This is a genomic window from Pseudoalteromonas sp. SR41-8 (assembly GCF_014163915.1).
GTDB lineage: Bacteria > Pseudomonadota > Gammaproteobacteria > Enterobacterales > Alteromonadaceae > Pseudoalteromonas > Pseudoalteromonas rhizosphaerae.
Map to the genome: position 1 here is coordinate 327,132 of NZ_JACJEE010000001.1, position 24,107 is coordinate 351,238.

Below are 24,107 nucleotides of genomic sequence, written 5' to 3' on the forward strand. Positions count from 1 at the left end.
AATTGCCCAACCTTTAAAAGGGGTTATAATCCAGCTGCTTTTGCTTATAAAAGCGCTTATTTTTGGAGTTATAAATGGGTGACTTAATCGGGATTGGTTTATTAATCTTGATCAGTGCGTTATTTGCTATGTCGGAAATCGCCATCGCAGCATCACGTAAAATTAAATTAAGAGTCATGGCTGACGAAGGCAATGCTAAAGCGGCTGCAGTATTAAAGCTGCAAGAGCAACCCGGTGCTTTTTTTGCCATGATCCAAATTGCCCTTAATGCAATTGCTATTTTAGGCGGTATAGTGGGCGAACAAGCGCTTTCACCTTATGTTGAAAGTGTACTTGTGTTGTTTTATCAAGGACCGTTACTTGCGCAAATTAGCTTTTTACTGTCGTTTTTGACAATTACTTCATTGTTTATTTTATTTGCTGATTTATTACCAAAACGCTTAGCTATGATCCTGCCAGAGGCTGTTGCGGTTCGCGTAGTCACGATTATGCGTTGGGTAACGTATGCATTAACACCGTTGGTATTGTTTTTTAATGGTGTAACTAATATTGTTTTACGCTTATTCAATGTGCCGGCAGAGCGTGAAGACATTGTAACTACCGAAGACATAGTCGCAATGATGGATGCAGGCGCAGAATATGGTAGCTTACAACAACAAGAATATGATTTAATTGGTAATGTATTTGATTTAGAAGCGCGCTTTTTATCGAGTGTAATGTCACCTAGAGATCAAATAGTCTACTTTGATATTAACGAAGCCAGCGATGGTATTTCGGGCAAAATCATTGATCATCCACATAATCATTTTTTGGTATGCAATGGCAATTTAGATAAATTAATTGGCTCAGTTGAATCAAAAGATATTCTTCGCCAAGTGCTCAAAGGCGATGCAGCGAATATTAACGACGAAATGCTCGAAAAAGAGATTTTTTATCTACCAGAAACACTGAGTTTGTCAGAGGCATTAAATGCCTTTAAAGGCGCAGCAAAACCCTTCGCTGTGGTGGTAAATGAATACGCACTTGTCGTGGGAATTGTGACAGTTAAAGATCTGATGAAAGGCTTTATGGGAGATTTGATCACCCATAATGGTGATGAATTAATTATCGCACGTGATGCAAATTCATGGTTAGTTGATGGTTTAACCCCAGCCGTTGAGTTGGCAAAAGTGCTCGGTGTGGATGAATTTCCAGATCAAATGCATTATGAAACTGTTGCCGGATTTTTAATTTATACCATGAAGCGAATTCCTAAACGAGCAGAATATATTCAATACGCAGGTTTTAAATTTGAAGTTGTGGATGTTGAAGGGATCCGAGTTGAACAGTTATTGGTGTCTAAAATACTACCGGTAGAACCAGCCTTATAATAAACGTGAGGCGCTATGCGCCTCATTATTTATTCAAAAGCGCCTTTTATTATTGCAAAGCCGTGCTCAACCATATGAATGCCATTACTCCATACATGTTGTGGCGCTAAAGTGTTGCTATCAAGTAAAACTAAGTCGGCGTCTGAGCCTTTGCTAATAGTGCCTTTTTTAATCCCCAGTACATTAGCGGGATTAGTGGTTATGGCCATTAATGCGTGCTCTATACTCACCTCATATTGACGTATAGCTTGTTGGAAAGCACCTAACAGAGATGCTTCTTTACCAATTTCAAGCCCGAGCAAATTAAATTGCTCGTCAAATATTGGCAGGCTGGCATGGCCATCTGAACTCATAGTCAATTGTGTTGGCTTAACATTGTGTGTTAAACAGTAAGCTAACGCTTGCGCGGCAGCATATTCGCCATGGGCAAGATCATACTCAGTTGTGCTGGTGGTAAAATCAATTGTACCGCCGGCTTCACAAAATAAAATCCCAGCGTCAAGCAGCGCTTTATTTCTATTCATGTGTGTTGGATAAAACTGACTCAATGAAATATCAGTATTTTTATCAACCTCATGCAGAATCGCTAAGTGACTATTAACGGGGCCGACATGAATGCTCACGGTGCCTTTTTTTGCGCTTAGCATGCCGGCGACTTTTGCTTCTGCTGCCAGCTCTGCGAGTTGTTGAACGGTGGGTTGGCTGCTACGGTGATCTGAAATCGCCACTTCGCCTACGCCAATAAACTCGTCAATATACATTAGGTCATTTGTAATACTACCCGTCAGTGTTTTAGCGGGTAAGTGATAAGAGCCAGTATGGCAAAATACATTAAGACCAAGCTCTTTTAAGCCTTTCGCTTTAGCAACTAAGTTGGTTAGTGTGCGACTGCTTGAGTCAGTGCCCAGCGCTGCAATAACGGTTGTAATACCTGCTAAGGTGGCATCAGTTAAGTTCATTTCTGGCGTTCGACTAGTAAAACCTGCTTCGCCGCCACCGCCTGTAATATGGACCAGAGAGTCAACAAAGCCTGGTACTAGAATGTTTCCTCGGCCATCGATAATCTTTACTTCGGTATTACTTTCTAGTTTGATCTCGGTTCGAAAATCAATCACTTTAGAACCAGCGATGAGTACATCCATCTGCCCTTGAGGGCTTGGAGTATAAAGGTTTGCACCTCGAATTAATGTCAACATAGTGAAGTCTTTTTATTGATAATTGATAAAATAAGCAAGAAATATGAAGCCGCTTGCTAAAGTAAATAATGCTAAAGTGAAACGCCAAATAAAGGCTGCCCATTCGCTCCAATCAAGCTTTACAATACCTAAGCAACCGATCAAGCTGGCTGAGGTTGGAATGAATATATTCGTTAAGCCATCGCCAAACTGAAAAGCTAATACCACAATTTGTCGTGAGACATTGAGTAAATCGCCTAATGGAGACATCAGTGGCATAGTGATAGCGGCTTGGCCGGACCCTGAAGAAACAAAAAAGTTAAACACACTTTGAAATAATAACATTCCCCATGCCGCAACAAAGTCTGGTACCGCAGCGATACTACTAGCACTATGATAAAGTAATGTATTTAAGGTTGACGGTGCATTTAAATCACTGCCGCCAAGTAATAATACCACCCCTTTGGCAAGAGCGACTAACATAGCTGCGGGCAACAATTCTTGTGCACCATGTTTAAATGCATCTGCACTTTGGTTGGCTGTTTGTTTATTAAAAATACTGGCTATAAAAGCACTGATCACACCAATACAAAAAAACTGTGCTGCGAGCTCTGGAATATAGTATTGGCGCGCCATCACACCCCACACAACCCAAGTAATACCCGTTATAAAAGTAATCAAGATAAGTTTATCGGCGGTATCTAATTTTATATCAGTATGGGAGTCGCTTTGCGCGGTGTTAATGGTTCTGATCGAGTTGGCATAACGTATAGTAAAAAATAAACCAAATAGTGTAAACACAACCCATGCGATCATTCTAAAGCCAGCACCAGAAAAAACTGGTATTTCAGCAATAGATTGTGCAATTGCAATACTAAAAGGATTCATCCAAGACGTTGCAAAGCCAATTTGTGTGGCAACATACGTAGTTAAAACCGTTACTTTGGCATCATAGCCGAGCTGTTTCATGATCGGTAGTAAGACAATACAAAAAGCAATGGCTTCTTCGCCCATACCAAATACTGCGCCACCTAACGAAAATAACACAAATAATAATGGTAGAAACAGCCATTCAACTCGCTGAGTTTTATTGATAAGCGCCATAATACCGTTATTAATTGCGCCTGTTTTCATAATGATACCGAACGCGCCGCCGGTAATTAATATAAATGCCATGACACCGATGGTTGCGCCGTACTTGTCACCCGATACTAAACCTTCAAACAACACATTTGCCAGGCCAATTTCACCGCCTTCAGCAAACAGCGGCGTTTGCTCGCTTACAGCCACTGTTTGGTATTGAGAAAGTTCAACACTGTGGCTATCTTTTTGGGCGTTAAACATCCCAGGAGTAATAAACAAGGTTGCCAAGTAGGCAATTAATGCAACTGATAACAAGATGATACTTGCATCAGGCATAGTAAATTGTTTGTTTTTCATAATTTCACTTTTCGCAAAGAAATAGGTTGCTTAGACTAAGCCGCACACCTGCTTATTTTAACACGAAGTTTATTTGAATAAGTGACCCTACTCTACAAAGCAAAGCCACTTAGTACAATTTGGATGGTGTTACGCACAGCGACTAGTGCTGCGCGTATAATTTTTAGAAACGATAGCTGACACTAAATGTATAACGCGCGCCATAAGCATTATGGTTTATAGAATCAAAACCACGACTTGAGCCGTATAGCTGTGGCGGCTCTTTGTCAAAAATATTATCAATGCGCGCTCTTAAGGTAAGGGCTTTATTTACGTAGTAACCTGCAGATAAATCCCATACGAGCCAATCGTCAACTTGATGATTACCTTGTGAGTCAAGTTTACCTAAACTTTCCAGTTCATCAATTTCACGGCCTCTAAGTCCTTCAATGTCATCATCATAGCTGCTGGTATAATTTGCGCCAAGGTTTAGGTAGTAGCTTTGAGCTTCCCAATCGATTGACATGCGACCGATGTTTTCAGGGTAGCGATACGTGCCAACTAACTTTTCAATTGCATCAGACCCTGGTTTACTGCGCTCAAATTCAAGATAGTGCGTGCCATCAAATGCAAAAGTTAAATCGCCACCTGAAAGCCTAAAACGGTGATCAAACTTAATATCAATCCCTGCTAATGTTTGTGTGCCGGTATTTTCAAGTGGGATAACATGGTCACGAAATAATGGTAAAAATAGCTCATCATCACGTGGGTTAAACTCGGTAATATAGTTATCTAAAATTTCATTTAGATTGGCACCATCTTGCTCGATACTTAAACCACTATTGTCATAGACACCACATAACCTATTATCGTAAGAAATACCTTGTTGACCTTCTGGGACAATACCGCAATGGCGCAGTGATGCATCAGTAATGGCACGATCTAGCACCGCAGTCATATTAGTATCAATCACTTCTTCGTGATCAAACTGCCAGTAATCAACGGTTAGGTTAGTATCAGCGCTTGGGCTCCAAGCAAAACCAACACTAATAGCTTCTGATTCTTCTGCTTTAAGATTTTTATTTCCAAGCTCGAGTGAGTTAACACTTACCTCTGTTCCTTGGCCCATACAATAAAGATCAGATACTGCTTGGTTAGCACCGCAATCGAAGGTTGATTGAGTGGTTCTTAATTTAACACCAGCTTGCGTAAGAGAAGGGGCACGGAATGACGTAGACCATGAGCCACGTAACACTAACGAGTCGTTAGGACGATAGCTTAAGCCTATTTTTGGATTAAAGGTGCCGCCAAAATCGTCATAATGATCGTAACGTCCTGCCGCCTGTAGCTCAACTTGATCGGTCAATGATACACTTATTTCTGCGAACGCCGCGTATTGAGTGCGATCAGCCTCTGATAAGCTCGAGCCAAAACCAAATACATCCACTAAGTAGCGGTTTTCAGGGCGTGCTTGCGAGTCAAGTGATGGAATGTCAGTTAATTCTTCACGGCGAGCTTCAACTCCAAATGATGCATAAGCGGGTAAATCATTAAAGGTGAATAGCTCACCGTTAAAGTTTGCATCCCAGCCGTATACGGTGCTTTCGCCACTGCGTGTTGGACGTGCCTGTGCCGTTGCTAAAACCGCATCGTTGGCGGCATCGCCTTGCACAAATGGATTATAAAATGGCAGTAAATCGCCAGATACACAGTTAAGGCTCGTGCCGTCGTAGCTTGCTAATGTACCGTCTGAGCATAGCTCACCAGTAATAGCAGCATGAAATTGATAGCGATTGTAAACACCATCAATGGCTTCTTGCTCAGAGCTTGAGCGAGAAAAGGTCACGCCTGACTCCCAGCTCCAGTCACCAACGTCACCTGCAAGGCTACTCACTAAGCGGAAGTTTTTAGTTTCTACTTCGACAGTACGTGGGGCATTAAAACGCGCATCAAAGCCAAAGCCATAAACTTCGCGGCCAGCTTGCGTATCAAATGGGTCAATATACAACTGATCCATCAAATCATTACTGCCATCTGCATTATCATAAATGAACAGCGCATCTTCTAAAATGAAAGGGCCATCTTCATCATTTATTTGATTAATCGGTGAGGGTGACGAGTACGCTTTTGCCTTTGTTTGGCTATAGAAAAAGTCAGTATGCCAATCAACACCGCCTAAGCTGCTATTGAACATAAAGCCAGTCGATAGACTCTCAAATGGCGTATCCAGATAATCGTCTTGATTTGGGTAATAGGCACAAATGTCTTCACCAAATTCAGTTGTAACTAATTCAGTCTGGCAATTTGGCGCTGGCAATTCATTCCCGTCCCGCGAGCTGTAATAATAAATATTTGGCGCGTTTTCAAGTTTTGGTAAGTACGAATAACTATTCATCAGTGGTGATGATGCAGTGAAATCTCGATCGGTTGCTTTAAATGCGTTACGGTCAAAAATATCGGCAAAAACCGTTAAGTTACTCTCACCAATTTTTGTACCGTATACTAGGTTAAGTTGTTTTTTACCTTCATCATGACTGTTAAAGCTGTTTGCGTAGGATGCGTTTACTTCAGCGCCTTCAAAGTCATCTTTTAAAATATAGTTAATTACACCTGCTACGGCATCTGCACCGTAAACCGCTGATGCACCGGTTGCAAGAATATCAATGCGCTCGATAGCTGCAAGTGGAATTGAGTTCACATCGACAAAGTTTTCCGTGCCAGCGGCAAATGAACTGGGCGCAACACGACGACCATTAATCAGTGTTAATGTGGCTGATGGGCCCATGCCACGTAGGCTTGCTGCAGATTGTCCCGCAGGTGTTGAAGTGGACGTGCCACCGCTTTCTGAAGTGGAAAAAGTGCCGCTACCACCTTTGAACACGGATAAATCCTTTAGTAATTCGTGAATCGTGTTGGCGCCAGAGCGTTTGATGGCATCTTGGTCTAATACCGTTAGTGGAATCGTTCCTTCAAGATCGACGCCTTTTAAACGTGATCCGGTGACTTCTACTCGTTCAATGTTTTCAGCTTTAGTGTTTTCTTGCGCATACAAAAAAGTTGGGCAAAGCACTGCGCTTATTGCCGTTGCAATTGTTAATTGACGAAACATATTAGTTTACCTTTGTCTTTATTTTAAGCACAGGTGTACTGCACAGTGCTTATTTTTTGATTATTTAGACAGGGCCGTGATCGATAGACACAGTTAGCCCCTCACAGAGAATGTGAGGTAGTGGCTACTCGTCAAACCACTCCGAAAGGTAGTGAGGAGAGTAGAAATATGTACACAGCGATGTTGCGTTTTTAAACATAATTCCAATCCAAAAGGTTTTTGACAAAGCTAGTATTTGGGTGCTAGCTTACTCGCGATTTAAAAGTTCCTTATTTTTATAGCAAGCATAAAGTTTTACTGCAAGCTATTTTTTATCATTTTTTACATGAGTATAACATTATGGAAAACTTTCGGGAACATCTTGCAAAGAGCCCTAAATGTGGTTTTTTTGCTGCTTTTACACTGATAATGACCGCTTTTTCGACGAATATATCTGCAAATCAAACTGAGCAAACCTTGCTGTTAATTGGTGGCGCATTAACGACTTGTTCAAGTTTAAGTCCTAAAAATTGCATTGAAAAAACATCATTAATAGGAAAAAAAGCGAATCAATTTCAATTGACGGGCAAAGCACTAAAAGAAATAAAAAGCCAATGGCCTGATGATAGTACTAATAACCGCAATGAAACCTTGCGGGTTTTATCAAAAATTGCCAAGCAACAGCCTAATCTTATCGATAAAGGGTCTTTGCTATGGGCTTGGCGGGATTTAGATAGCCGCTCGCTCAATAATTTAACTGATCGAGAATATAACTTTGTCACTGATATGCTGGAAGTGGCGGTTGTTGATGCTAAAGGCCAGCGCATAAAAGAAACGGTGCAAAGTAAACAAAATAATGAGCCGGCTGCTAATGATATAGTTAATTTTATTTCTGCAACAGCTAAAGTAAATAGTAAACAGCCGAGCTTATTAGCTATCACAGCATCGAGTCGCGACCCTTATGAATCGGCTGACTTTTACGAAGGCTTACTGGATTTTGATCGTATTAAAAGTTCATGGCTGGCATTAACTCCGGCATTAGCGCAAGCAATCACAACTGGGCAATGTGAAAAGCTAGCGCAATTTCGCCAGCAAAACATGCAGGTGTTTAATCGCCACAAAATCTATCCTGACCGTATTCAAGCTGAGCAACAACTATGCGACGCGGGTGTTGATAATTTAGTTGCAAAAATCGAATCTGCAACAGGTATTATGCTCAACGGTGGCGATCAAAGTTTAACTCGAAAAGTGTTATTTGATGGTACGGGCAAGCCTTATCCATGGACCGATGCTATACGTTCACGTCCGCTATTGGTAGGTACAAGTGCAGGCACAGCGATTCAAAGTGGTGGCAGTAACCAGTTTGGTAGTGTTGCGATGATCACTAATGGCACTAGTTTAGCTGCATTGCGCGATGGTGCGCACGCAGTTTCTGCACCGAGTGAACGTTGTGAAGATGATTGTAATCAAGGGCTAAGCGCAGATACATTAACCTATCAAACTAATGGTGGGCTGGGCAGCTTTAGTGCAGGTATAGTTGACACCCATTTTAGTGAGCGAAATCGCACTGTGCGTTTAGCGACATTGCTTGCAAAAACAGGGCAACAGTATGGCTTTGGTGTTGATGAAACGACAGCCTTGGTGATCATAAAATCACAACTGAGTACGATTGTGACAGTGTTAGGTAAGCATGGGGTAGTGCATTTAAATAAGGGCAAAGATAAATACAGTTTTGATTATTCATTTTGGCCAGCTGGTGCGATTATAGATGTAACACCCCAAGGGTACCAATTAAGCCAACGTACTATAGACAGTGCTTTGCCTGCAATCAAAATACCACCTTTGCCAATGCAGCGTTTCAATAACATACTCACCGATGCTAAATTGCGCTCGCTTACTCAGGCAATGTGTTTAACTAATGAGCAGTCAGCGGTAGGTCAGCAAGATGAGTTTATAGTGACTTTAAATGCCAGCAAAAATACCCAGTATCAGAGAATAAGTCCAAGCAGTTATGGCTGTGCAATTGAACGACTTAGCGTTAATATTACGACGATTCAATGATGCTTTGATGTAGAGCTACTGTTACTCACAGTAGCTCTTCTTTAAATGACAAAGTAATGTGTTAAATTGTCAACAACACCAATTTGGATATATTAGCTACCCATTTCCCCTCAAATCTCACAACCGATGATTGAACATCTGCTTGCTGTGTCGCTTTTCGTTCCAGACGTACAAAATGACTATTTTTAATATTTACTGCAGCTGCATTGTTATGCTCATTAAAGATAAAATTAACTCTTTTTGTACCTGCAATTAGCAATCGAGTTGGTCTGTTTTTTAGCTCACCGTCAAGTCTTTTTACATCACTTTACATGCTCTTAGATCTTTTAAAAATAATTCTCAATTAACATTGGAAAATGTAATAATTTAATTTAGAATGATCGTTCATTCTAAATTAAGGGTAGTTAACATGCAGCGTTCTCGCGTCGTTCTTTTTACTGTCACCGCTTTGGCAAGTGCAGTTGCTTTATCCGGTTGCGATCAAACTCAGCAGGCGAATGCGCCTGCTGCGCAGCCAGCTCCTGTTGGCGTAATTACATTAAAAAGCCAACCATTAACACTTACTAAGGAGCTTCCAGGGCGAGTAACTGCGTCTCAAGTGGCGCAAATTCGTCCTCAGGTAAGCGGTATCATTCAATCACGTTTATTCACTCAAGGTGCTGAAGTCAAAAAAGGTCAGGCTTTATATCAAATCGACCCAGCTACATTCGATGCGCAAGTAGCAAGTAGTAAAGCTGCTATTAGTAAGGCACAAGCAAGCATTGCTAATGCAAAAGCTAAATCAGATCGTTATGCTGAGTTACTAGCAATAAAAGCAGTCAGTCAACAAGATTTTGATGAAGCAGACGCAAGTTATAAAGGCGCGCAGGCTGATTTATTAACAGCTCAAGCGCAGCTTAAAACCGCACAGATCAATCTTAACTATAGTAAGGTTTCATCACCTATTAGTGGTCAAATTGGCAAATCGAACGTGACCGTAGGTGCTTTGGTAAGTGCTAATCAAGCAACCGTATTAGCAACCGTCACTCAGCTTGACCCAATTTATATTGACCTTACCCAATCAAGTAGTGAGTTGACTCGTTTGAAAAAAGCGATTGCTAATGGTGAGCTTGATAAAGATCTTACTGCGCAATCAAAGGTTGAACTCACTATGGAAGATGGCTCTGTGTATCCGCACACTGGCACTTTGCAGTTTTCTGAAGTAACTGTAGATCCAGGTACTGGCTCAGTAACGTTACGCGCCAAATTTCCAAACCCTGAAAAGCTACTATTACCAGGTATGTACGTCAGAGCTGTGGTTGTTGAAGGTGTTAAGTCTAATGCTATTTTAGTGCCGCAACGCGGTGTTAGTCGTAATAGCAAAGGTGAGCCTACAGCTATGGTGGTGAGTAAAGATAATACTGTTGAAGCGCGAGTATTAAAAACTGACCGTACAGTAGGTGCTAACTGGTTAGTGACAAGTGGCTTGAACGACGGCGATCAACTAATTGTTGAAGGTTTACAAAAAATAGCACCGGGCGCACCTGTTAATGCAGTGCCTGCCGAGTCAGCTACTAAAACTCAATAACGGAGTATTTTAATGTCGAGATTTTTTATCGATAGGCCAATTTTTGCATGGGTTCTGGCCATTGTTGTTATGTTGGCTGGAATACTTGCAATAAGGAGCTTGCCTGTAGCGCAGTATCCTTCAATTGCGCCGCCAGCCATTACTATTAGCGCAAGTTATCCTGGTGCGTCAGCACGCACACTTGAAGATTCAGTAACCCAAGTTATTGAACAAAAAATGAAAGGTTTAGATGGCTTGTTGTATATGTCATCAACTTCTGAATCCAGTGGTACAGCAACACTGACACTGACGTTTGATGCAGAAACTGACCCTGATATTGCACAAGTACAAGTACAAAATAAGCTAGCAACAGCTACGCCGTTGTTACCTGAAGAAGTACAACGCCAAGGTGTTGTTGTTGCTAAGTCATCATCTAGCTTTTTACTGGTAGTGGGTTTTGTGTCGCAAGATGGTAGCATGACCAATATTGACATTGGTGATTATGTGTCATCAAACGTGCAAGATATTGTAGCGCGTGTTGATGGGGTGGGCGAAGTACAATTGTTTGGCTCTCAATATGCAATGCGTATTTGGCTCGATCCGGCTAAGTTACAAAGCTATAAACTAACACCAGCGGATATATCTGCGGCGATAAAAGCGCAAAATGCACAGGTATCTGCAGGTCAACTTGGTGGAATGCCGGCGATAGCAGGTCAACAGCTTAATGCGACCGTTACCGCGCAAAGTCGATTACAAACACCTAAGCAGTTTGAAGATATTTTAGTTAAAACCAACAGTGATGGCTCTGTAGTTCGCTTAGTCGATGTCGCAAAAGTAGAGCTTGGTGGTGAAAACTACGGCGTGGTTGCGCGCTTCAACGGCAAACCAGCATCTGGTTTAGGCGTGAAGCTAGCCAGTGGAGCGAACGCCTTGGATACAGCGCAAGGTGTAAAAGATGCACTTGAAGAACTTAAACCATTTTTTCCACAGGGCTTAGAGGCGGTTGTTCCTTATGACACCACTCCTTTTGTTGCATTATCAATCGAAAAAGTAGTGCACACCCTAATAGAAGCGGTTGTTTTGGTATTTGTTGTAATGTACTTATTTTTACAAAACTTCAGAGCAACTATTATCCCAACCATTGCGGTACCTGTCGTATTGTTAGGTACGTTTGGTATTCTATTTACTTTCGGGTATTCAATTAATACCCTCACGATGTTTGCGATGGTATTGGCTATTGGTTTACTCGTAGATGATGCGATTGTTGTTGTAGAAAACGTTGAACGTTTAATGACCGAAGAAAAGCTTTCTGCGGTTGAAGCAACGCGAAAATCGATGGATGAAATTAAAGGGGCACTGGTAGGTATTGCTATGGTTCTGTCGGCTGTATTTATTCCGATGGCATTCTTTAGTGGCTCTACTGGGGTTATTTATCGTCAGTTCTCTATTACCTTAGTGTCGGCGATGGGGCTGTCGGTACTGGTTGCGCTTATTTTAACTCCCGCACTGTGTGCTACGTTATTAAAGCCTAGTCATGTACATACTGATGGTAGCATTATTGGTCGTTTTTTCTCAGGCTTTAATCGTGGTTTTGATAAAACCAATAAAGGTGCGCAAGGTTTTGTTGGTCGTATGATTAAACATTCCAAGCGTTACTTACTAAGCTATGCATTAATTGTAGCTGGCATGGTGGCTATTTTTTCAAGCTTACCAACTGCATTTTTACCTGATGAAGACCAAGGTATTTTGTTTAACCAAGTAATGCTTCCTGCAGGCTCTACTACAGAGCAAACGCTTGAAGTGGTTAAAAAAGTTGAAAACCACTATTTAGAAGATCAATCTGAAGCTGTTAGTTCAATTTTTACGGTAACGGGTTTTAGTTTTGCAGGCTCTGGGCAAAACTCAGCAATTGGTTTTGTTAGCTTAAAGCACTGGGATGAGCGCCAACGTGACGACCTATCAGTGGGAGCCGTTGCAGGAAAAGGCATGGGGTATTTTTCAACGATTAAAGAGGCATTTGTATTTGCTTTTCCACCTCCAGCGATTGTTGAACTCGGTACCGCAAATGGTTTTAATATGTTTTTACAAGACCGTGTTGGTTTAGGCCATGATGAGCTATTAAAAGCGCGTAATCAGTTATTAGGTATGGCGAGTCAAAGTCCAATACTTGCAGGCGTTCGCCCTAATGGGCAAGAAGATATGCCTGAGTTACAGCTGGATATTGACCTTGCAAAAGCAGAAGCGCTGGGTGTGTCGCAAGGTAATATTAATAGTACACTTTCGACGGCGTGGGGTAGTAGTTATGTGAATGACTTTATCGACCGTGGTCGCGTTAAAAAAGTATACCTGCAAGGTCAAGCCGATGCGCGAATGGTGCCTGAGGACTTAAATAAATGGTATGTGCGTAATACAAACGGCGATATGGTGCCATTTTCAGCATTTGCTAGTTCTTACTGGTCTTATGGTTCGCCTCGTTTGGAGCGGTATAACGGCTTTTCAGCAATGGAAATTCAAGGCAGTGCAGCACCAGGCTACAGTACAGGTCAAGCCATGGATGAAATGGAGCGTTTAGTTAAGCAGTTACCACAAGGTATTGCTTCTGAATGGACCGGTATTTCATATCAAGAGCGATCAAGTGGCGGTCAAGCGCCGTTGTTATATGGATTATCACTGTTATTTGTATTTTTATGTTTAGCTGCGCTTTATGAAAGTTGGTCAGTACCATTTGCAGTAATGATGATTGTGCCACTGGGTATTTTTGGTGCGATTATGGCCGCCTTTATGGGTAATTTATCAAACGATATTTACTTACAAGTGGGTTTATTAACCACCATAGGATTAGCGTCAAAAAATGCCATTTTAATCGTTGAGTTTGCGATTCATAAAATGGATGAAGGCTTGAGTGTAGTAGACTCGGCCATTGCGGCTGTGCGACTTCGCTTACGTCCTATTTTAATGACTTCAATGGCATTTGTGTGTGGTGTGCTTCCGTTAGCTATCGCCTCAAGTGCAGGCTCAGGTGCACAAAATGCATTAGGTATTTCAATTATTGGTGGAACACTTGCCGCCTCGTCACTGGTTGTTATTTTTGTACCTTTATTTTTTGTTTTAGTTCGCAGAGCATTCTCAGGCAAAACTAAAACAACGTCACAGGAGCAATCATAATGACATTCAAAACGTTAAGCTTAGCGAGTCTAAGCGTATTTGTGCTCAGTGCTTGCCAAATGGCACCTCCGCGTGAAGATATCGTGTTGCCGGTGCCTGATAGCTACGCAATACAGAGTGAGCAAGGTAATACAGCTGATTTAAGATGGCAGCAGTTTTTTGCGAATGAAAAACTGCAACACTTGATTGAGCAAACATTAGTTCATAATAAAGACCTTAAACTTGCCGCACTTAATGTGCAGCAAGTTCGTGCGCTTTATCAAATAGAAGACTCTGCCTTATATCCGTCAATCGATTTTGCTGCGTCGGGCACGCGTCAGCGCTTACCGGGAGACTTAACGTCAACCGGTAATGCACAAATTAGCGAGAGCTACAAAGCTACCGTGGGAATGACCGCGTATGAGCTCGATATATGGGGCAAAATTCGTAATCAATCTGATCAAGCTCTGCAAACTTTGTACGCGTCAGAGCAAACTCAAACGAGTGTAAAAATTAGCTTAATTTCTGAGTTGGTAAGTGCGTGGCTAAATTACGCTGCTGATAAAGAGCAGTTAGCGCTTGCTACGCAAACCCTAAAAAGTCAGCAGGCATCACTGGCGTTAACCGAAAAAAGCTATGCACTTGGCGCGGCATCAAAGTTAACGTTGGCACAAATTGAGAGCACTGTAGCCACCGCAAAAGTTGATATTGCTAACTATCAGCGCTTGTTAAAGCGTGATAAAAATGCCCTTGATTTATTAGTAGGTCAGCCGGTTTCAGCGCAGTTGCTACCTGTTGAGAGTTTAGATGAAGTACTAAATTTCCCGACCGTGCCTGTAGGCTTACCATCCGAGTTACTTGAACAACGTCCTGATATTAAAGCAGCAGAGTTTCAGTTATTAGCTGCTAACGCTAATATCGGTGTTGCAAAGGCGGCATTTTTTCCAAGTATTAGCTTAACGGCTAATGCCGGGAGTGCGTCGAGTGATCTAGATAATTTGTTTTCAAGTGGCACTGGCACTTGGAGCTTTATGCCATCGATCACGATACCGATATTTAATATGGGTCGTAATCAAGCAAACTTAGATGTTGCGCAAACTCAGCAACAGATTGCGCTAACCACCTATGAACAAACGATTCAACAGGCATTTAAAGAAGTCTCTGATGCGCTTGCCGATAGGGAAGGCTATATGCAGCAGCTAAGTGCGCTTGAAGATCTGTATAATAGTAATCAAGTGTCGTTTACACTCTCTGAAGCTCGCTTCGAAAAAGGCGCCGATAGCTATTTACAAGTGCTGGATGCACAACGTAATTGGTACAGTGCTGGGCAACAACTCATTAGCGGTAAAAAAGCCTATATTACGAGCCAAATTAGTTTGTATAAAGCGGTTGGAGGCGGTTGGCAACGATCGGCTCAACAGAGTGAATAGCCATTAGGCTGCGCCATTGTATAGTTTATCACTAGTTTATTAAGTTCTTTGTGGTAACCGACAAAGTTGATGTCAAAGGGCATATAAGCTAGTGATAATTATTAGGTTAAAGAAAAGCAGTGCTTTTCGGAGTTACTATGAAAGAAAAATCTAAGAGACAAACCGACCCTGCACTTGTGCAAGCACGCCGTGAGCAAGTGCTTAGTGCTGCGGCCGATTGTTTTAGACGAAAAGGCTATCATGGCGCAGGAATGGCCGAGATCTCAAAGACCGCAGGGATGAGCGCAGGACATATTTACAATTACTTTGCCAGTAAAGAAGCGATCATTGAATCGATTATAGAACAGGATATGGAAAAACTGTTCTCTATTTTTCAGGAGTATGAAGATCAACCTGGTGACTTAGTAACGATTTTACTCGATGGTTTAGATCACGCAGTGGATCATCATACTGATGTAAACCAAGGTGCACTGGATTTAGAGATGTTCGCTGAAGCTGCGCGCAACGATAAAGTGGCAGAGCAGTTGCGAAAGTCTGATTGTTACGCCAGAGAGAAAATGCGAAATCTTTTATTGAGTGAACGCAGTTTGATAAAAGACCTTAGTGCAACTGAACTTGAAAGTCGTATCGAAGTGATGTTTGCAATGATAAATGGGATTACCATACGTAAAACCCTGAATCCACATGTTGATAAAGCCACGCTATTATTAGCGCTTCGCCCGGCAATGCGGGTGTTGCTCATACCGTTCTAATTAGAGCCGAGGCCTTAAGCGCAAAGAGGTGTCGTTTAATCCTCTTTGCTGCGTTATTTTGGGGCTTAAAGCGTAATACCTTAAATTTATAAGTTAAGTATATTTTAGTTTGTTCAGTAAATGATTCTTCACGGCTGGCCACTCTGATGCAATAATTGAATAAACAACAGTATCGCGAATCGATCCATCTCTTGTTATTTGATGGCTGCGTAAAATACCATCTTGTTTAGCGCCTAGCCTTGCAATTGCCTTTCGCGACTGTTGATTAAAAAAGTGTGTTCTAAACTCAACTGCAATGGCATTGTGAGTATCAAATAAATACTTCAACATCAAAAGTTTACATTCAGTATTTACAGGACTTCTTCGTACAGCCTTGGCATACCATGTGTAGCCTAGTAATGCGCGCTTATGCTGTGCGTCTACGTTATAGAATCGAGTTGTGCCAACTATTTTATGGCTACTATTACACCTTACGGCGAAGGCGCTATTGCCGTTTTTGGCTTCAATAATTGCCCGTTCAACATAACTGTGCATTTGTTCTGGCGAAGGAACATTGGCATACCATAATTTCCAAGACTCTCCATCAAGCACCGCATGTTTTAATTCATCAATATGATGTAAGCTTAACACCTCAAGCGTTATAAAGTGCCCAACCAATGGCATTGGTTTTAACCACTGCATATATTTCCCTTACTCCTAGGGCCATTGTTTAATATCTCAACGTTTTGTACATAGAGATGATCCTATAAGGATTCAATGATAGCAACTTACACATTGAATTTTACAATTAATCTGTTGATTTCAGCTATAAATCAATAACCTCAAATCCGCTCCATTGACCACTGTACCGCGATTATTGCGATGGCGAGTGAGCCTGCAGGCATCACCCATTTTTGATACCAGTGATAGTTTCTTGCCCAAATAAGGACTGGTAATGTAACTGCTAATATAGCCAGTTGGCCTATCTCTACACCTAAATTAAATGCTAGCACGCTGAGTAATTGATAGTCACTGGATAGCCCTAATTCACCTAATACACTCGCAAAGCCCATGCCATGCAATAAACCAAAGGCGAATGTGACCCAACCTAAACGCACAACTAATGGCCAAATATTGTTAAGAGCTGCAAACAACACCGATATAGCGATTCCCAATTCTACCCAGCGACTGTTAGGTGTAACTAATTGCATTGCAGTGGCGGTCAGAGTGATTGAATGCGCCAAAGTAAATGCGGTAACTATCCATGCGGTGTGTTTGAAGATCGTGACTTTTGATTCTACACCTTGCCATTTTGCTGATTTTTTTACTAATACACTGGTAAGCAACAATGCAATTAAAAATAAGATATGGTCAAGTCCGAGCCAAATATGCAGCACTCCTTGGTAAACATATTGATTAAAAGTGGTGAGGTAATTGCTTTTAGTAAAATCAAAAGTTTGAAGGGCATTATTTTTACTCATCACGCGAGTTTGTTCATTGATAGTGACAATTGCTTTATGATTGGCATCAGTATCGAAAAATGCCTGATAATGAAATGCTATGGCGCTGTGGTTCGTGTCCAGAGCTGGGCAGGATAATTGCAATTTAACAACTACATAGGGTTGATTAAAATGACTATCAAGCTGCAACGGAGCGTCGCTGGTAAGCGTACATACTTGCTCGTCCGCTGATGTTACCGTCAGTGAGGTCAGGACAAAATCACTTATGGCGCTATGTTTTGCACTGATCTCATGCCATGCGATAGCCCCATCTTGGTTTAAATCAAACGCCACCTGTTGCTCTAAATCGGCAACGTTGATTTGCCAACTACCTGTAAAATGGCTGTCATCAATTGCGTTTAAATTAATATAGCTGGTACTTAATTGGTGTGCTTGAGCTGTTCCTTGCAACATGAAAAATAAACACAGGTTACAAAAAAACGCAGTTACAAATGCGTTCATAAAGAGGCTCCTTGTGCACGTGTAAGTAGTTGCTGATCGGCATCAAGCTTGGCTTGTTGCCAATTTATTTTTGCCCAGTATAGGGCTTTTTCTGGCTGTTTATTGATGTCTAAATAATAGTGAGCTAAATCACTGGCATGGAAACTGTCTTGGCGTAATTCACGCAGCGCGACTCTTTGCGCCATTAAATTTTGCCATTGCGTCAGCGAGGTATCGTTGTAGTGTTGCTCTGCAATTGCTAAGCGCAGCAACAAGGCATCCTCTAAATTTTGTTTTTCATTTACCAGTGCGGGCAAAGTGTTAAGCACTTTTTGATAATTCCCTTGCGCTAAATAAATATCTGCCCATAACACTACAAGGCTGACGGGGGCTGTTTTTAATGGCAATGACTGGATATGAGCGAGCGCTTCATCGGGTTTATTGAGTCTCAGTGCCATTTCAGCCAATACATGGCGGGTATTATCGCTTTGTTTATTACTTGTAATACTGTTTGCTAAACTTTGATAACTTTGTGCTAATTGACCGTCTTGGCTTAGTACATCAAATGTACAGGTATTAATTACATCCATTGCTGTTAGAGCCAAGAGTTTTAAGCATTGTTGTTTGGCGGCTTTAAAGTCACCTTGAACCATTAGCATATTGGCGCGTAATAGATGGGTGTTAACATGGTTAGGATCGCGTTTTAGTACTGCATCGGTGATTGCTAAGGCTGCTGAAAATTGATGTTCACGTTGTAAAACGCGTGCATACATGTAGCCAATTTGTGGTGTGGGAGATTGCGCATAGCGCTGCTGTAACTGGTTTTTTAATAAGCCTTGGCGAAGCTCAGTTTGACCTACTTGTTGGCTATTTATCAGTAACGTCATTAATTCGTCTTGATTAAGGTGTGCGGTATTTATTGTGCGGGCTTTTGCGATGATCTCGTCATCTGCTGGCGTATAAGGTTCAGCCCCTGCATTAACAGAGATCAATAAACAAAGGTAAGTAAAAGCACGGGTGATCATAGCATTCTCCTTAAAAAGGCCATCCATGGCCTGCAAGTTTTATTGTGTGATTTAGTTGTTACCTAACAAATCGTCAAATGTGGCATTTTCATCCGCATTTGTGAATGTACGGCCGTTCACACTCAGTGGCTTATCGGTAGCCGCTTGGTTAAATGCTGCACGGCCTAGTTGTGCAAAATCGACTTCAAGTGCTTCAATAGTGATATCAACCATTGCGGTAACTTGGCTGTTTACCCCATCACTGACTGCAAAGGTAAAGCTATCAGAGCCAGTCGTTTCAAGGTTCGGCGTATAGGTGTAACTACCATCACTATTAACCACTACCATGCCTAGCATTGGCTCAGTAACCAGACTGAAGGTAAGAGTATCTCCTTCAGGATCAGAACCTTGTAGCATGTCTTCAATTACAACTTCGGTTTGTGTGGTTACCATATCAGCTGTTGCTATGGGTGCTTTATTTACCATCGGTGGTATCTCGACGGTGTTATGGTCGTCATCATTGCTACAGCCGCTGAGTGTAAGCGCAGCAAGCAATAACCCAAGATGTGATAATTTAAAATGTTGCATGAGTGTTCTCCTTATTTAGACCCTGCAAGTGGAGTTGCTAGATATGGGAAGCTTGCATCCATCATCGTAGCGTTCACTGGTGCACCATCAGTAAATGGTACGTTACCTACACTGGCATCATCAGATGTGCACAGGCCTAAATCAGTATTTGTACCATTTACTGGAATTGGATAGCATAAGCGACCCATTACCACACGTAGCGCAATATCAACTACATCATCACCAGGACGACGGCCATTTGGGAAACCCGCTAAATCATCGCCAGCAACACCGAATGCTGATTGATCTGCTTGTGCTTTTGCAGCGATATTGGTATTTAGACGCAGCATTTCAGCGCCTGTAACAGTGGCCAATTGATTAACGCCTGGGAAACCAGTTAAAAATGCAGTTACTAAGTCATTACGTGGAAAATTCGTTGGTGCAAGGGTCGCTAGATTTGCCCCTAAGGTGGTGTTAACCGCATCTTTGAACAGAATATTTAATAGCTCTGGTAAAGATGGGTGGGTAACATAATCAATAAATTGACCATCGTCTTTAGGCTGTGAACTTGAGAAGGTATCTTTGTCTTTTAAACCAATTACCAGCTCATTAACAAGTGGATTACCTAAACGAGATACTTGAGTAAGCGCACCACCGTTTACCGCATTGTTCGCAAATTTAGCATTTGGGTTTAAAATACGCGCCTGTGGTAAGCTAGCTGTAGTCCATGTGCCAATAGTGCCATTGCCATTACCAACTACACAGCTTTTAGGTACTTCAATAGCAATTGCGGTCACATTTTTATCTGCTAAGTCATCATTATCTGCCGATTGTGTAATGCCTCCAGGGAAGCCCTCGCCATCACCTGCGCCCGGCGCACTGTCGCCTTCTACCGGCACATAGTTCACTAAGTCAAAGGTTTTGCCTAGGTTCACCACGAATGGATCTTTACGTTGGCCAACAAATACTTTTGCCATACCGTCACAGCCCGGGATCGCTACTTGATATACAAATTGCGCTGCGTAGCTTTTATAGCCATCCATTGATGAAAACGTTTTATCGCCAATATAATCAAGTGGCTTGTGGAATTCATTACTGCTGGTCATGGTATTAGTTAGCATGGTTTTGCTACCTGTACGCTGATCACCTGCGATCATCGTCATAGTGTATGATTCGCTAAAGTTAACTGCGGCATTATTGCCAGCTGCAACACCACCAACATTTTTAAGTGGTACAGCAACAGTACGTTGGTTGCCTTCAGGGCCAACGGTTAATGCAACGCCTTGATTGTCATTAGGCAGCATACTTTTGAAGTTAAAGGCGAAACTAATATCTTCAATCGCATCGCCATCGTTATCAATATGGATGCTGTAGGTTGCATCAGGATCCATGGCAAAATAGTTAGGTCCACCATAGCCATCTTGCAGTGGAATATAGTTTGCAATCAGGGTGACATAATCACCACGGCCTTGTTCATAACTGTTAAATGCATAAAAATCTGTTGAATCTAAAGTCGGGAAACGACTGATATTTGGAGCTTCACGGTGACTTGACGCCTCTGATGGGGCGCTTACTAAGGTACTGCATACTACAACTGCTAATATTGACGGAGTTAAAGCTTTCATGACTTTGTCCTTTAGTTTTAATAAATAGTGGTCATAGTTAATAACGCATGGTGGTCGTAATTAGATGCAAAGAAACGTAAATAAAGTTAATAAAATGTCTTTTTATTTGTATTGTTTTGATTTTAAAGCAATAAAAAACCAGCTTGCGCTGGTTTTCAACTATCTTTTATTGTTTTACTACAATAAAATTAATTCAGTAGTGTAAAGTACTTCGCTAGGTAAGCCGTTTGGTGAGCCACCTATTGGCTCTATACTAATTGCTAACAGGGCAATATCTTGCGCGTTAAAACGTGCGTCTTTCAATATTGATTTAACGCCATCTTTAGGAAGTAGCCCTAATGATATTGGTATATCTTGCCCTTTTAAAATCATCCACAGCTCATAATCTTTATCCGTCCTTGCCGTAAGCTGCTCGCTGGCTTTTATTGATAAGCCTTGCTCGTTGATATCAATAAACCATAATGGTTTTTCGCTGGCATCTTTAAACAGTGCAATTTGCTGAGTGTTTTGCCCTACAGGCGTTTGTGGCTGCCAAATAATCAAAGCTAATACTACACAGGCTGCGGTAGCAATTAACGACCACGCTTGCCAAATACCAGTTTTAGGTTGAATAACATTGTTCGATACTACTTGCTGTGGGTCAATACGTTGTGAAATTGCTTCCCAAACATGGTTATCTGGCGGCACAGATTTAATTGAGCTGGCTAAATTATTTAAATGTTGCTCCCACATCCAGGTCGCCTCTCGAACACGATTTGATGAGAGCATCAAACGTTGAAAGCGTTTGCGAGCAGAGCCTTTTAATGTTCCTAACACGTATTCAGCCGCCAACATATCGATGAGTTTTTGATTGTCATAATTCATAACGTTAAGCACCTTTGCAACTGTTGCAGGCCGCGTCTGATCCAGCTTTTTACTGTGCCAAGCGGAGTATCAATATGATCAACTAACTCACTGTGAGTCAAGCCTTTGTAGTAGGCTAAGTGGATCGCCTGTTTTTGCTGTTCATCTAGTTGCTCTATACAATCAACGAGTTTACTTTTATCTTCGTAATCAATAGCTAAAGGTGAGTCAGTTAAATCATCTGAGATTGCTGAGTCGTCATCTAGCGCTTGCTCTTTACGGACTTTATGATAGCGCAAAGAGTCTAAGCTACGATAACGAACAATGCTGATCATCCAGCTGATGACAGTGCCTTTAGTTACTTGATAATCAGATGCATTGTGCCAAATTTTCACAAATGCATCTTGTAGCGCTTCTTCAGCATGTGCACGATTGCTTAACATTTTTAAGCTGATCGCAAACAGCTTTGCACTTGTGGCATTATACAATTTAGCAAATGCCTGTTTATTGCCCTGTGCGGTTGCACTTAGTAGGGGTAATAATTCGTCGGTTTCCATAAAGTTCCTATTTTTATTGTCAGTTGGTAAACGTTTCAGGATGTAAATTGGATGCAAAAAACCAACTAAATGATGGGTGCTTACTATTATTTTCATGCTTTTCCACCAGTTAGCCTAGCAGCAAAATACGGCTTATCAAGTTGAGAAGCTCCGTCGGCTATTTGGTAGCAAGGTTTTACAATCGAAGTTTTGAAGTGATTAATGACTCTTTTAAGCAAAACAATATGGCTGACAAAATTGAAATTTTACCAAATTGCAAAAAAATCCCGTTGCTTACAATAAATGCCTTGTTTTAGTTATGGTTAAACGGTGCATGAATGTCATACAATGGGGTAAAAGTAGACCACATAAGAGAGATTAAAATGGCCGCATTCGGTACCGTATTTATGCCGCAGATGATTCAAGCACGTTTTACTGATAACGCTTGGAGCGAAAGCTCTGTTGTTCCGTCAGATAAAATTGAACTTCATGCTGGTGCACATGTTCTTCACTATTCAAGTACATGTTTTGAGGGGTTAAAAGCATTTCGCCATGAAGACGGCTCAGTTTATATTTTCCGTATGGACGCTAACATTGCCCGCATGAAACAAAGCTCGCATTTATTAAGTTTACCTGAAGTTGATGGAGCCATGCTTGAAAAAATGATCATTGATATTGTTCGCCAATATGCTGATGAAACGCCGTTACCACCGGGCTCTATGTATATTCGTCCAACTCATATCGGTACTGAAGCTGCAATTGGTAAAGCGGCTGTGCCGTCATTAAGTTCATTATTGTATGTGCTATTATCACCTGTTGGTGATTACTTTGCTGGTGGCGCGACTGCGCTGCGAGTATTGTTAGAAGAAGATGGTATGCGCTGTGCCCCACACATGGGTATGATCAAAAGCGGTGGTAACTACGCTAGCGCATTAGCACCCATTACGGCAGCACGCTTGCAACATCAAGCCGACCAAATTCTATTCTGTCCAGGCGGTGATGTACAAGAAACTGGTGCCGCAAACTTTATTTTAATTGATGGTAATGAAATTATTACTAAAGCGCTAGACAGCACCTTTTTACATGGCGTGACGCGCAGCAGTATTTTAACCATCGCTAAAGATTTAGGTATGACAGTATCCGAGCGCAATTTTACAGTCACTGAATTACTTGAGCGTGCTGCAAAACCGGGTACTGAAGCTGCTTTATCTGGCACTGCTGCGGTATTAACCCCAGTGGGTACTTTTATTCATAATGATAAAGAATACAAAGTGGGCAGTGGTGAAGCAGGGCCAACGACAATGCGTTTGCGCCAAGCCCTTAACGATATTCAATGGGGTAAAGCACCAGACCCCCATGGCTGGTTAACCAAAATCGACGTGTAAAGTTAAACGATATGTTTTTATAAAAAGCCTAGGTTATTTATAACCTAGGCTTTTTTATGGTCTAAGTTATTTAATAATCTATACTTTCAACTGTGTAAGTTAGCTGCAAAGGTGTGTAAAAATAACGTATGTAAACACAGCAAGTATCACTAAACTAATCAGTTGATATCTTAATGCTATGAAATATATATGAATATTTATTTCTGTGAAATTTTATTAGTGGCGCATAGATTGCATTTCTAT

Annotated in this window: 17 protein-coding genes; 7 read left to right on the top strand and 10 right to left on the bottom strand. The window is 41.6% G+C overall.

Annotation, left to right across the window (positions count from 1 at the left end):
* Positions 1-74: 74 nt before the first annotated feature.
* Positions 75-1,370, top strand: a complete 1,296-nt coding sequence (locus H5162_RS01390; RefSeq protein ID WP_145234413.1) for a hemolysin family protein — start codon at positions 75-77, stop codon at positions 1,368-1,370.
* A gap of 29 nt (positions 1,371-1,399) precedes the next feature.
* On the opposite strand, the gene iadA is transcribed toward H5162_RS01390, so the two are convergent.
* The 3 genes from iadA to H5162_RS01405 all read right to left on the bottom strand — a co-directional run bounded on the left by iadA (position 1,400) and on the right by H5162_RS01405 (position 7,073).
* The gene (gene iadA / locus H5162_RS01395; RefSeq protein WP_182730782.1) at positions 1,400-2,566 is read right to left on the bottom strand and encodes a beta-aspartyl-peptidase; all 1,167 of its coding nucleotides are present in this window, start codon (positions 2,564-2,566) and stop codon (positions 1,400-1,402) included.
* Positions 2,567-2,578: 12 nt separating this feature from the next.
* Positions 2,579-3,985, bottom strand: a complete 1,407-nt coding sequence (yfcC, locus tag H5162_RS01400) for a putative basic amino acid antiporter YfcC (protein WP_182717600.1) — start codon at positions 3,983-3,985, stop codon at positions 2,579-2,581.
* A 163-nt stretch (positions 3,986-4,148) separates the two neighbouring features.
* Entirely contained in the window at positions 4,149-7,073 is a 2,925-nt protein-coding gene (locus tag H5162_RS01405; RefSeq protein WP_182777433.1) for a TonB-dependent receptor domain-containing protein, read from the bottom strand.
* Positions 7,074-7,412: 339 nt separating this feature from the next.
* Between H5162_RS01405 and H5162_RS01410 the strand changes: the two genes are divergently transcribed.
* The 5 genes from H5162_RS01410 to H5162_RS01430 all read left to right on the top strand — a co-directional run bounded on the left by H5162_RS01410 (position 7,413) and on the right by H5162_RS01430 (position 15,985).
* Positions 7,413-9,113: a cyanophycinase gene (locus H5162_RS01410; protein WP_182777435.1), complete on the top strand. Its 1,701-nt coding sequence runs from the start codon at positions 7,413-7,415 to the stop codon at positions 9,111-9,113.
* Positions 9,114-9,522: 409 nt separating this feature from the next.
* Positions 9,523-10,680: an efflux RND transporter periplasmic adaptor subunit gene (locus H5162_RS01415; RefSeq protein ID WP_182730778.1), complete on the top strand. Its 1,158-nt coding sequence runs from the start codon at positions 9,523-9,525 to the stop codon at positions 10,678-10,680.
* 12 nt (positions 10,681-10,692) lie between these two features.
* Positions 10,693-13,824: an efflux RND transporter permease subunit gene (locus tag H5162_RS01420; RefSeq protein WP_182757454.1), complete on the top strand. Its 3,132-nt coding sequence runs from the start codon at positions 10,693-10,695 to the stop codon at positions 13,822-13,824.
* Positions 13,824-15,233, top strand: coding sequence for an efflux transporter outer membrane subunit (locus tag H5162_RS01425; protein ID WP_182733974.1), 1,410 nt, complete (start codon positions 13,824-13,826; stop codon positions 15,231-15,233). The genes H5162_RS01420 and H5162_RS01425 overlap by 1 nt, the downstream gene beginning before the upstream one ends.
* Before the next feature lie 137 nt (positions 15,234-15,370).
* Positions 15,371-15,985, top strand: a complete 615-nt coding sequence (locus H5162_RS01430) for a TetR/AcrR family transcriptional regulator (RefSeq protein WP_182730775.1) — start codon at positions 15,371-15,373, stop codon at positions 15,983-15,985.
* Positions 15,986-16,078: 93 nt separating this feature from the next.
* Here H5162_RS01430 and H5162_RS01435 read toward each other — a convergent pair whose 3' ends face one another.
* The 7 genes from H5162_RS01435 to H5162_RS01465 all read right to left on the bottom strand — a co-directional run bounded on the left by H5162_RS01435 (position 16,079) and on the right by H5162_RS01465 (position 22,500).
* Positions 16,079-16,666: a GNAT family N-acetyltransferase gene (locus H5162_RS01435; protein WP_182733975.1), complete on the bottom strand. Its 588-nt coding sequence runs from the start codon at positions 16,664-16,666 to the stop codon at positions 16,079-16,081.
* Positions 16,667-16,806: 140 nt separating this feature from the next.
* The gene (locus H5162_RS01440; protein WP_182777437.1) at positions 16,807-17,925 is read right to left on the bottom strand and encodes a HupE/UreJ family protein; all 1,119 of its coding nucleotides are present in this window, start codon (positions 17,923-17,925) and stop codon (positions 16,807-16,809) included.
* Positions 17,922-18,929 (bottom strand): hypothetical protein, encoded by a 1,008-nt coding sequence (locus tag H5162_RS01445; RefSeq protein WP_182777439.1) that lies wholly within the window; start codon positions 18,927-18,929, stop codon positions 17,922-17,924. The genes H5162_RS01440 and H5162_RS01445 overlap by 4 nt, the downstream gene beginning before the upstream one ends.
* Positions 18,930-18,980: 51 nt before the next feature.
* Positions 18,981-19,496 carry an Ig-like domain-containing protein gene (locus H5162_RS01450; RefSeq protein WP_145234389.1) on the bottom strand — a complete coding sequence of 172 codons (516 nt, stop codon included), beginning with the start codon at positions 19,494-19,496 and terminating at the stop codon, positions 18,981-18,983.
* A gap of 11 nt (positions 19,497-19,507) precedes the next feature.
* Positions 19,508-21,100, bottom strand: a complete 1,593-nt coding sequence (locus H5162_RS01455; RefSeq protein ID WP_145234387.1) for a DUF4331 domain-containing protein — start codon at positions 21,098-21,100, stop codon at positions 19,508-19,510.
* 177 nt (positions 21,101-21,277) lie between these two features.
* Entirely contained in the window at positions 21,278-21,964 is a 687-nt protein-coding gene (locus tag H5162_RS01460) for an anti-sigma factor domain-containing protein (protein WP_182777441.1), read from the bottom strand.
* Positions 21,961-22,500 carry a sigma-70 family RNA polymerase sigma factor gene (locus H5162_RS01465; RefSeq protein WP_182734204.1) on the bottom strand — a complete coding sequence of 180 codons (540 nt, stop codon included), beginning with the start codon at positions 22,498-22,500 and terminating at the stop codon, positions 21,961-21,963. The genes H5162_RS01460 and H5162_RS01465 overlap by 4 nt, the downstream gene beginning before the upstream one ends.
* Positions 22,501-22,862: 362 nt before the next feature.
* Between H5162_RS01465 and H5162_RS01470 the strand changes: the two genes are divergently transcribed.
* Positions 22,863-23,864, top strand: coding sequence for a branched-chain amino acid aminotransferase (locus H5162_RS01470; RefSeq protein WP_169018980.1), 1,002 nt, complete (start codon positions 22,863-22,865; stop codon positions 23,862-23,864).
* Positions 23,865-24,107 lie beyond the last annotated feature (243 nt).

Bases quoted from the DNA above. Each gene is read 5' to 3' on its own strand.
- H5162_RS01390 (WP_145234413.1), top strand. From the start codon at position 75: ATGGGTGACTTAATCGGGATTGGTTTATTAATCTTGATCAGTGCGTTA.
- iadA (WP_182730782.1), bottom strand. From the start codon at position 2,566: ATGTTGACATTAATTCGAGGTGCAAACCTTTATACTCCAAGCCCTCAA.
- yfcC (WP_182717600.1), bottom strand. From the start codon at position 3,985: ATGAAAAACAAACAATTTACTATGCCTGATGCAAGTATCATCTTGTTA.
- H5162_RS01405 (WP_182777433.1), bottom strand. From the start codon at position 7,073: ATGTTTCGTCAATTAACAATTGCAACGGCAATAAGCGCAGTGCTTTGC.
- H5162_RS01410 (WP_182777435.1), top strand. From the start codon at position 7,413: ATGGAAAACTTTCGGGAACATCTTGCAAAGAGCCCTAAATGTGGTTTT.
- H5162_RS01415 (WP_182730778.1), top strand. From the start codon at position 9,523: ATGCAGCGTTCTCGCGTCGTTCTTTTTACTGTCACCGCTTTGGCAAGT.
- H5162_RS01420 (WP_182757454.1), top strand. From the start codon at position 10,693: ATGTCGAGATTTTTTATCGATAGGCCAATTTTTGCATGGGTTCTGGCC.
- H5162_RS01425 (WP_182733974.1), top strand. From the start codon at position 13,824: ATGACATTCAAAACGTTAAGCTTAGCGAGTCTAAGCGTATTTGTGCTC.
- H5162_RS01430 (WP_182730775.1), top strand. From the start codon at position 15,371: ATGAAAGAAAAATCTAAGAGACAAACCGACCCTGCACTTGTGCAAGCA.
- H5162_RS01435 (WP_182733975.1), bottom strand. From the start codon at position 16,666: ATGCAGTGGTTAAAACCAATGCCATTGGTTGGGCACTTTATAACGCTT.
- H5162_RS01440 (WP_182777437.1), bottom strand. From the start codon at position 17,925: ATGAACGCATTTGTAACTGCGTTTTTTTGTAACCTGTGTTTATTTTTC.
- H5162_RS01445 (WP_182777439.1), bottom strand. From the start codon at position 18,929: ATGATCACCCGTGCTTTTACTTACCTTTGTTTATTGATCTCTGTTAAT.
- H5162_RS01450 (WP_145234389.1), bottom strand. From the start codon at position 19,496: ATGCAACATTTTAAATTATCACATCTTGGGTTATTGCTTGCTGCGCTT.
- H5162_RS01455 (WP_145234387.1), bottom strand. From the start codon at position 21,100: ATGAAAGCTTTAACTCCGTCAATATTAGCAGTTGTAGTATGCAGTACC.
- H5162_RS01460 (WP_182777441.1), bottom strand. From the start codon at position 21,964: ATGAATTATGACAATCAAAAACTCATCGATATGTTGGCGGCTGAATAC.
- H5162_RS01465 (WP_182734204.1), bottom strand. From the start codon at position 22,500: ATGGAAACCGACGAATTATTACCCCTACTAAGTGCAACCGCACAGGGC.
- H5162_RS01470 (WP_169018980.1), top strand. From the start codon at position 22,863: ATGGCCGCATTCGGTACCGTATTTATGCCGCAGATGATTCAAGCACGT.